1 protein-coding gene is annotated in these 248 nt (G+C 51.2%); it reads right to left on the bottom strand.

Going from position 1 to position 248, the window contains the following annotated elements:
• On the bottom strand, nucleotides 1-248 hold a 248-nt coding region (locus SB749_RS20350), incomplete at both ends, for a YhjD/YihY/BrkB family envelope integrity protein (RefSeq protein WP_410711905.1).

Genomic DNA, 248 nt, shown 5'->3' with positions numbered 1-248 from the left:
CAGCGGCACCATAGGTAGAAGCGGTAGCGGTGTAGGCGAGGTAAATCGCAATGACACTGCGGCCAATGGTAAACAGCACCGCGGTGACCAGCGCACCAATCAGCACGTCTTGCCAACGCAGCATGACATCAGGCAGCACTTTAAAAATAGTGGCAAATAGCAAAGCGACCATCGCAAGTGAAATTAACGATTCCGCCGTAGTGGTTAATAAGCTGGCAAAGGGCAGTAAATCATTGGCTGCATGCAAC

The organism is Brevibacterium sp. SIMBA_078, assembly GCF_046534565.1.
In the GTDB taxonomy this organism is placed as follows: Bacteria; Actinomycetota; Actinomycetes; order Actinomycetales; family Brevibacteriaceae; genus Brevibacterium.
This window is presented reverse-complemented; position numbering and strand designations above follow the sequence as displayed.